Below are 8034 nucleotides of genomic sequence, written 5' to 3'. Positions count from 1 at the left end.
CGCGGCATACTCCGCGTTGGCCTCGGCCTGCGGGCCGTCCTTGACATCACCGTCGGGAATGTAGTTGTTGTTGCTGCCGGGGACGTTGATGCCGACGTAGGTCACCGGGCCACGCGTCCAACGCACGTTCTCCGGGTACTGCGGGCTCTGCCTCGTCAGCCGGATGGTACGACTCCCCAGGCTCCGGTTGTCCGGAAAGAAAACCTGGCGGAGGTAGTTCAGACGGTCGACCGAATCGAACGTCGGCCCCACGGTGGACGGCCGGTCACAGTCCGTCCACTCGTTGTCGCCGGGAACGTAGACGACCGGATCCCGGAACTGGCTGAACAGATTCAGGGAGTATTTGTAGACATCCGGCTGACCAGCCTGCTGCGCGGAACCGTCAACATCTGCATAGCACGGCTCACTGCCGTTCTTGATGTCGCCGTCGAATACGGAGAACTCCAGGTTCTGGGAGTTCATGTCGGCGATGACGTTGGGATACTGCGCCCGGCCCTTGGGACCGTACGGCATGTCGCCGAAGAGCCCGATCTCGTAACTCCGCGGGTAATGCTGGGAGTCGTGTCGATCGGTGTCATTGGAATTGGCGCTGGCCGCGGTGGCGGTCACGCCGGCGGCAACACAGCCGAACGCGAGAATCACAGCAGTTAATCCGACGACCTTGCGACGGGAGGTCATGGATGACCTTTCTGACGATGAGACGGGTACTGGGAACAAAGCAGCGGAGAACGACGTCCACGTGATGCCCGGACGAACGCCTCGCGTCCGCAAGATTGCAGTTGTCATACTCGGTGCCGACTCGACACCGCCAGGCCGCCCACCACACACCCAGTTGATCGCACGCTACCCACGGTCAACGTAGCCGACGCTGACATCGACCGACGGTGACATCTCCAAGCCGTGACTGATAGCAACGATGTGGGGTTTTTGATCGAGAGAATGTTCTGACCCTCCACACCGAGCGCGGCGCAGCGCCCGGCCGCGTCGACGGTGCGCCCGCCGTAACCTGGGCCCATGGTCAACCGTCTGTACTTCCGTCAGCTGCTGTCCGGGCGCGACTACGCCGTCGGCGACCCGATCGCGACTCAGATGGTCAACTTCACGTACCTGATCGGCGATCAGGAAACCCGGGACGCGGTCGTGGTCGATCCGGCGTATGCGATCGACGACATCCTCGCGGCCCTTGCCGGTGACGGCATGCGGCTCACCGGCGTGCTGGTCACACACCATCATCCCGATCATGTCGGTGGCGAGATGCTCGGTTTCTCCCTCCCCGGGCTGCACGATCTGCTCGGCCGCGTTCAGGTTCCCGTGCACGTACACCGCGACGAAGCCGAATGGGTGCGGCGTACCACCGGGGTCGGCGCCACCGACCTGGTCAGTCATGACCACGACGACGTGGTCGATGTCGGCGCGGTGGCCATCCGGCTGCTGCACACCCCCGGGCACACGCCCGGAAGCCAGTGTTTCCTGGTGAACGGCGGGCGACTGGTCGCAGGCGACACGCTTTTTCTGGAAGGCTGTGGACGTACCGACTTTCCGGGCGGTGACCCCGACGCCATGTACACAAGTCTGCGAGCGCTGGCCGCGCTCCCGGACGACCCGGTCGTCTTTCCCGGGCATCTCTATTCAGCACAGCCGTCGGCGCCAATGTCAACGGTTCGGCGCGACAACACCGTTTTCCGGCCTCGTACCATCGAACAATGGCGGATGATGTTCGGCCGGTAATCCGACCGGGACGCATTGTCGACCGGGACGCGCTCGATGCCTGGTGACCGGGCAGCCACGGGACCGACGGCAAGCCCGGACACCACGGACGACCGCCCCCGTCGACAGAACCTGTCGATCATGCGTCATGTCGCGGCGGCCCCGGCGATGTTGCGCTCCGTGCCGATCCCGCCGCCGATTCATCGGCACTACCAGTAATACCATTCTGGGTTCAACCGATTACCCAACGAATTCTCCGCCGCCGTGACTTGGATCCCCCCTGCCGATCCGCAGATGCGCGGGATAGCCCACCGGCCGGCCCCACCAGAAGCTGTGTGCGTTGACAACGTTCAGTCGGCGTGGCACGGTACCAGGACACCCTTACGCCGTAAGTCAAGGAAGAGAAAGAAACCCGCCATGGCCACGAACGCTCTGCCGGCAGGCACCGTGTCCGGCCGCTGGGACGGCGACGAATCGCTCCACCGCAACTACTTCAGGTAGTGGAAGCACGGGCTGCCAGGGGCAACGGTCGTTGCGTTGGTGACGTCCCGTTACCAACGGATCCGCTAATACGAGAAGTTCACGCTCGGAACGTCGAACGCCGTCGACGGTGAGCGCACCACCCGCGAGAGGTCCTCGGCGTCGCCGCTGCCGACCCGAAGACCGCGACCCGAAGACCGCGATCCGCAGCCACGGACGGGCCCGCCTCCCCGCCCGTGGCTGCGGATTCGCCGTAGCAGGCGCAGTACCCCGCACCGTCATCCCTATCTGTGCCGCTCCCGCTCTTGCGTGACGTGACGACCCAGCTTGCGACTCTCTGTCATCGCGAGGTGGGTTCGCAGGCGCCGGATTAGCAGCCGCGTGTAAGTTCTCAACTGCTCCGACCCGGCCCGTCCGGTCCCCTTGTTCGCCGAATGACCGGATGGTGATCTGCCGGGCACGTGTCTCGCGCAGCCACAGGTCCCGTGAACCGAGGACGGACAGTAGCCAACATGGCGAAGAGCAACCGAGCCGGCACCCGCCAGCCACTCAGTCGTGAGCGGATCATCGATGCCGCTGTCCGACTCGTCGATCGCGACGGCGTCGACGCGCTCAGCATGCGCCGTCTCGCTGGCGTGCTCGGAGTGGAGGCCATGTCCCTGTACAACCACGTTCCCAACAAGGCCGCGGTACTCGACGGGGTGACCACGGTCATACTCGATGAAATCGATATAACCCCGGCGACGATCGGACCATGGGAAGACCGGGTCCAGGCCATTGCCAATGAATTCCGCCGCGTGGCGCTGGCTCATCCTGCTGCCTTCATTCTACTGGCCACCCGGCCGGTGCGCTCGAAAGTGGCTATCCGGGCGTTCGATACCGGGGTGGCTCTGCTGGCTGACGCCGGCTTCGACAAGGCCACCTCCGTCCACGCGATACGCGCCATCGTCGCTCTTCATACCGGGGCCCTCCTGCGCGAACTCGCCGGCGGCGGCAGTTCGCTGGTCGAGCGGTCCCCATCGCCTGGGGTGTGGGCGCGACAGATCGAGGAGCTCCAGGCGGGCGGCTTCCCCGCGCTGGCCGCGGCCGTTCCCGATCTTGCGACCTGTGATCATGACGAGGAGTACCGGTTCGGGATGGAGATACTCCTGGCCGGGCTCCGCCAACGTCTGGGCCGGTAGCAGAAAGGGAGCGCGATCGCCGAACGATCGCCGAACGATCGCCGGGCGATCACCGAACGATCACCGGGCGATCACCGAACGGCGCGATGCGGGTGGGCTGGCAGTGGTTTCGGCGTGATGTGCCCCCCATCTGACCGTTCGGTGATCGCCCGGGGACGGCCACGCGATTGGGTTAGATCGCCGGACCTCGACCGCGGTGGTCGAGGTCCGGCAGTCGGCAGTCGGCAACCGGCAGGTGCGGCAAAGCGGCAGGGGCTCGAACCGCGGGGCTCTGGCGGCGCCAGCCCTGGCGGTTGACTCACGAGGAGGTCCGCATGGTGGGTGAGGAGCGTCCCGGTACCTCCGCGTGGCGACTGCGGGCAGCCGCCCTTGGGTGTGTGACGGCGTGCATGACCGGCTCCGCCGTCGCGATCGGTACGGGGACCCCTGCGTCCGGTATGGCGGGTGGTCTCCTCGACGCCACCATCGTCCCGGGTCCGGCCATCCGTACCTTCGCCGCTCCCGGCCTGGTCACCGCGGCGACCGGCAGCCCCATTCCCTCGCAGCGATCCGGTGTCGCAGACCGGGTCACGCCGGGTGTGGTGCGCATTGTCTCCACGCTCGCCTCGCAGAGCGGGTCCGCCGCGGGAACCGGCATGGTGCTGAACTCCGCCGGTGAGGTGCTCACCAACAATCACGTCATCCAGGACGCCGCAAGCATCACCGTCACCGTCGCCAGCACCGGACGCGCGTATCCAGCCGCGGTCGTCGGCGCCGACGCAACCAATGATGTCGCCGTGCTCCAGTTGCGCGGCGCTGCCGGGCTGACCACGGTGCCGATCGGAGACTCGGCGAAGATCTCGATAGGCGCTTCCGTCGCAGCCGTCGGCAATGCCGAGGGTGGGGCACCGACCGTCGTCACCGGCGCTGTCACCGCCCTCAACCAGAGCATCACCGCCACCGACCCCGGTGGCGGCAACGCCGAGCAGCTGACCGGCCTCATCAGGACCAACCTCGCGATCAAACCCGGCTTCTCCGGTGGTCCGCTGGTCAGCGCGGCGGGTCAGGTGGTCGGTATGGATACCGCTGCCACGATGTTCAACGAGTATCTGCCGGCCGGGATGCGGGCCGGGTACTCCATCCCGATCAACCATGCGATGGCTGTCGCTCATCAGCTCGAGACCGCAAAGCCTGCGGGCACTGCGGGCACTGCGGGCGGTGCGGGCGGTGCGGGCAGTGCGGGCGGTGCGGGCGGTGACGATGGCCGTGGCGCCGCAGCCGGTACCGCAACCGGTACTGCGACCGCTGCCCGGCCCGGCTCGCCCGCCGCGCGGGTCGTGATGACAACGGCTGCCAGGCGCACTGGCGACGTCCAGAACGAAGGCGAAGACGGCGCCGACGGCCGGCGGAATGCTCCGGTCGCGCCGGTGCGCGCGATTTTGCCGCAGGTCGGCCAGCGGCCCGCGCGGCCCAGCCGTCGCCGGCCCGGCCGGCAGTCCGGGTCCAGCCAGCCGCGTGGATGAGAGCATCCGTCTGAACCATCGGACATGTTCAGCCGTGATGAGAAGGTGACGGCTCGCCGGGACGAGGAAACGGTCCTACGCGCGCTCCAAGAGGAGCACGGTAGCGCTGTGTTCACCTATGCGAACCGGCTGACGGACGGGGACCGAGGACGGGCCGAGGACATTGTGCAGGAGACGTTCCTGCGGGCATGGCGACGCCTGGACGCGGTGGCGGACCCCGATCGCGGCTCGATCCGGTCCTGGCTGCTCACTGTGGCCCACAACATCGCGTGCGACCAATACCGGGCACGGCGGTCACGGCCGTACGAAGTGTCGCATGTCGATGTCACGGAGGTCCCCGCGGCGGACGACATCGAGCGTGCGATGGAGCGTTGGCTGGTCGCGGACGCGCTGGCAACGCTGAGTCCGGCACACCGCGCGGTGATTGTCGAGACCTTCTACCGGGGCCGGTCGGTGGCCGAGGCCGCCGAAGCTCTGGGCGTTCCGGTCGGGACGGTGAAGTCACGGGCGTTCTACGGGCTCCGGGCGCTGAAGCTCGCCCTGCGGGAGCGGGGAGTGAGCAGATGAGGTGCGAGCAGGCTGAGCTGACGCTCGGTGCGTTGGTCCTCGGGGCACTGGAGCCAGCCGAACGAACCGCGGTTCAGGCGCATCTGGCCGGCTGCACCCGCTGCCGGGACACGCTCAGCGAGTTTGCGGAGCTGCCCGGGCTGCTGTCGCGGCTGAGCCCCCAGGAGGCGGCATCAGGACTGCCCGCACCATCGCCGGACCTGCTACCGCGGATGGTCACGGCCGCCCGGGCGGTGACGGCGCAGCGCCGCCGTCGCCGTCATCGACTGCTGGCCGTTGCGGCAGCCGCAGTGGTCGCGGTGAGCGGCACTGCCGCGGGGCTGGGCATATCCGGGTCCGACCCCCCGGCACGCACGGTCGTGTCCGCCACGGATTCGACGACACGGGTGCATACGACGATCTCGTTCGCACAGGTCGGCGTCGGTACCGGTCTAACGATCACTGTCAGCGGGGTGCCGTCGGAGGAACACTGCCAACTGGTGGTGGTGGCCACTGACGGCACACGTGAGGTCGCCGCCACCTGGGTCGCGACCTACGCCGGGGATGCCCGGGTCCAGGGCAGCACACGGCTGCCGCGCGAGAAGATCCGTGAGGTGCTGGTGATGACCGACGACGGCCGCCGCCTGGTGAGCGCACCGCTCTGACTCCGCCGGTGGCCCGCCTGTCACCTGCCGCCCGCCGCCCGCCGACCTGTCGCCGGCTGTGCCGACCCGCGCGGGGGTTGAACCGCCGGGCGGGCCCGGACGTGATGAACAGTGACCACTCGCCGGGACGAGCGACGGCTGTCCTCCGGCGGTCAGAGCGAATGGGAGCCGTGATGAAGAAAATCAGCATGATCGTGTCCACCATGGCGGTGGCCACCGTCCTCGCCGCGTGCGCAGGCAGCAGCGACGACGGTGCCGGGAGCAGCTACGGCACCCCGGCCCACACGACGCCTGCCACGGGCGGTGGGGCGGTACCTTCTACCGGCGGTACGGCGGTATCGACGGCGGCGACCGTCGCCGTCGGCCCGACCAAGGTCGGTAATGTCCTGGTCGGCGCCGGCGGACGGACCCTGTACCTCTTCGAGGCAGATAAAGGCACCACATCGTCGTGCAGCGGAGCCTGCGCGGCGGCCTGGCCGCCATACGTCGCCGCGGGCGCGCCCACAGCCGGCGCCGGCGTCACTGTCGCTCTGCTCGGTACCACGGCCCGACCTGACGGGACGCGGGAGGTCACCTACGGCGGCCACCCGCTCTACTACTACGTCGGTGACACCAGCCCCGGGGACGTCAACGGTCAGGGAATCAACGGGTTCGGCGCAAAATGGTATGTTCTGGCGCCCTCGGGAAACAAGATCGACACCGATTAGGCAGACGGTCACGGTCAAGGCGGCAGTGTCCCGACGACCATCATGATGAAATGTCCATCAATGCCGGTTGAACAGCCCTCTTATCGGTGCATCACCACGTCCTAGTAACCGCGACGACAGTCGACCACGTTAAGCAGGCGCTCACCGGCCAGCCATCGACGGAGCTGATGGGCGAAGAGAACCTCGAGCCGGGACCGACTGCTCGGGGAGCACCAGGTGTGGTGCGGCAGGACGACCACATTCGGCCGCTGCCACAACGGATCCGTCGCAGGCAGCGGCTCCTGGCTGAAGCCGTCGAGGACGGCCCCGGCGATGCGGCCGGCGTCCAACAGGGCGATCAACGCATCCTGGTCGATGACCGGACCACGGGAAATACTGATGATCCACGCATGGGACGGCAGCTGCGCGAGTTCCCATTGACCGAGCAGGCCCGTGGTCCGGTCGGTGAGCGGGAGCGTGCACACAAGAAAGTCCGTGTCAGCGAGCATCTCCCGCCACGAGCCGTCGTGCACGACGGCCGTGACCCCGGCCACCGCCCTGGCTCGTGGGCTGCGGGTCACGGCCACGACGTCAAGCCCGAGAGGCTCCAGTAGCCTCGCTACCTCCGTGCCGATCGAACCCAGACCCAGTAGCAGCGCACGCCGGCCCACCAGATCCCGCGGAACGATGCTGGTATCCCAGATACCGTGGGCGCAGCGCCCGAGGAAGTCGACAAGCCTCTTACTTGCCATGAGCACACCAAGCATGACCCATTCGGCAATAGGTCGGGCATGTGCGCCCGCCGCATTCGTCAGTACTATCTGCCGAGCCGCCAGTTCCGCCAGTGGCAGGTCGTCGACCCCCATCGAGTCGGAATGAATCCAGGCGAGTCCGGGGTAGGCATTCAAACACGCCCGCAGCCAGAACCGACCATTCTCCGCGCCGGGTCCACCGCTGCGCCACAACACCGCCGCCTGGTCGGCCGTCAGGCCCAACCGACCGGGCATGTGCGGGTACACCGCGAGCGGCAGTCGGCCTCGCCTCTTCATGTCGCCGATCGATCTGGCCCCGGCTGCGGTGGTCACCACATGGACGGATGGCACCTGCGAACGCTACCTCGACAGTGGCGAGCGGCGCCCCACCGTCGACGGTCCGCGCAAAAGGCCGGCTACGACCCGACACGGCCGATCCGGGCCGTTCGCACATTGTGTCCGCCGTACCTTGTGTCCGGCACACTTGGCGTTCGGCACACTTGGCGTCCGAAACG

Annotated in this window: 7 protein-coding genes and 1 pseudogene; 6 read left to right on the top strand and 2 right to left on the bottom strand. The window is 67.5% G+C overall.

All coding sequences use genetic code 11. The features are described from left to right. A pseudogene (locus tag U9977_RS08235) lies at positions 1–678 on the bottom strand (hypothetical protein); the annotation flags it as partial. 336 nt (positions 679–1014) lie between these two features. On the opposite strand from U9977_RS08235, the gene U9977_RS08230 reads away from it, so the two are divergent. From U9977_RS08230 to U9977_RS08205, 6 genes are all read left to right on the top strand, one after another. Then, entirely contained in the window at positions 1015–1728 is a 714-nt protein-coding gene (locus tag U9977_RS08230) for an MBL fold metallo-hydrolase (protein ID WP_322748599.1), read from the top strand. A 971-nt stretch (positions 1729–2699) separates the two neighbouring features. Next, entirely contained in the window at positions 2700–3368 is a 669-nt protein-coding gene (locus U9977_RS08225) for a TetR/AcrR family transcriptional regulator C-terminal domain-containing protein (RefSeq protein WP_322748598.1), read from the top strand. A gap of 314 nt (positions 3369–3682) precedes the next feature. Then, the gene (locus U9977_RS08220) at positions 3683–4870 is read left to right on the top strand and encodes a S1C family serine protease (RefSeq protein ID WP_322748597.1); all 1188 of its coding nucleotides are present in this window, start codon (positions 3683–3685) and stop codon (positions 4868–4870) included. Positions 4871–4894: 24 nt separating this feature from the next. After that, positions 4895–5437, top strand: a complete 543-nt coding sequence (locus U9977_RS08215) for a sigma-70 family RNA polymerase sigma factor (RefSeq protein WP_322748596.1) — start codon at positions 4895–4897, stop codon at positions 5435–5437. After that, positions 5434–6081 carry a zf-HC2 domain-containing protein gene (locus U9977_RS08210; RefSeq protein WP_322748595.1) on the top strand — a complete coding sequence of 216 codons (648 nt, stop codon included), beginning with the start codon at positions 5434–5436 and terminating at the stop codon, positions 6079–6081. Before U9977_RS08215 ends, U9977_RS08210 begins: the two co-directional genes overlap by 4 nt. Positions 6082–6254: 173 nt before the next feature. After that, a complete protein-coding gene (locus tag U9977_RS08205; RefSeq protein ID WP_322748594.1) occupies positions 6255–6788 on the top strand; it encodes a hypothetical protein in 534 nt (177 codons plus the stop codon). A 101-nt stretch (positions 6789–6889) separates the two neighbouring features. On the opposite strand, the gene U9977_RS08200 is transcribed toward U9977_RS08205, so the two are convergent. Then, positions 6890–7816 carry a D-2-hydroxyacid dehydrogenase gene (locus U9977_RS08200; RefSeq protein WP_322748593.1) on the bottom strand — a complete coding sequence of 309 codons (927 nt, stop codon included), beginning with the start codon at positions 7814–7816 and terminating at the stop codon, positions 6890–6892. Positions 7817–8034 lie beyond the last annotated feature (218 nt).

The organism is Protofrankia sp. Cas8, from assembly GCF_963555845.1.
In the GTDB taxonomy this organism is placed as follows: domain Bacteria; phylum Actinomycetota; class Actinomycetes; order Frankiales; family Frankiaceae; genus Protofrankia.
This window is presented reverse-complemented; position numbering and strand designations above follow the sequence as displayed.

Excerpts from the sequence above, each read along its gene's own strand:
- U9977_RS08230 (WP_322748599.1), top strand. The coding sequence starts at position 1,015 with ATGGTCAACCGTCTGTACTTCCGTCAGCTGCTGTCCGGGCGCGACTAC.
- U9977_RS08225 (WP_322748598.1), top strand. The coding sequence starts at position 2,700 with ATGGCGAAGAGCAACCGAGCCGGCACCCGCCAGCCACTCAGTCGTGAG.
- U9977_RS08220 (WP_322748597.1), top strand. The coding sequence starts at position 3,683 with ATGGTGGGTGAGGAGCGTCCCGGTACCTCCGCGTGGCGACTGCGGGCA.
- U9977_RS08215 (WP_322748596.1), top strand. The coding sequence starts at position 4,895 with ATGTTCAGCCGTGATGAGAAGGTGACGGCTCGCCGGGACGAGGAAACG.
- U9977_RS08210 (WP_322748595.1), top strand. The coding sequence starts at position 5,434 with ATGAGGTGCGAGCAGGCTGAGCTGACGCTCGGTGCGTTGGTCCTCGGG.
- U9977_RS08205 (WP_322748594.1), top strand. The coding sequence starts at position 6,255 with ATGAAGAAAATCAGCATGATCGTGTCCACCATGGCGGTGGCCACCGTC.
- U9977_RS08200 (WP_322748593.1), bottom strand. The coding sequence starts at position 7,816 with ATGAAGAGGCGAGGCCGACTGCCGCTCGCGGTGTACCCGCACATGCCC.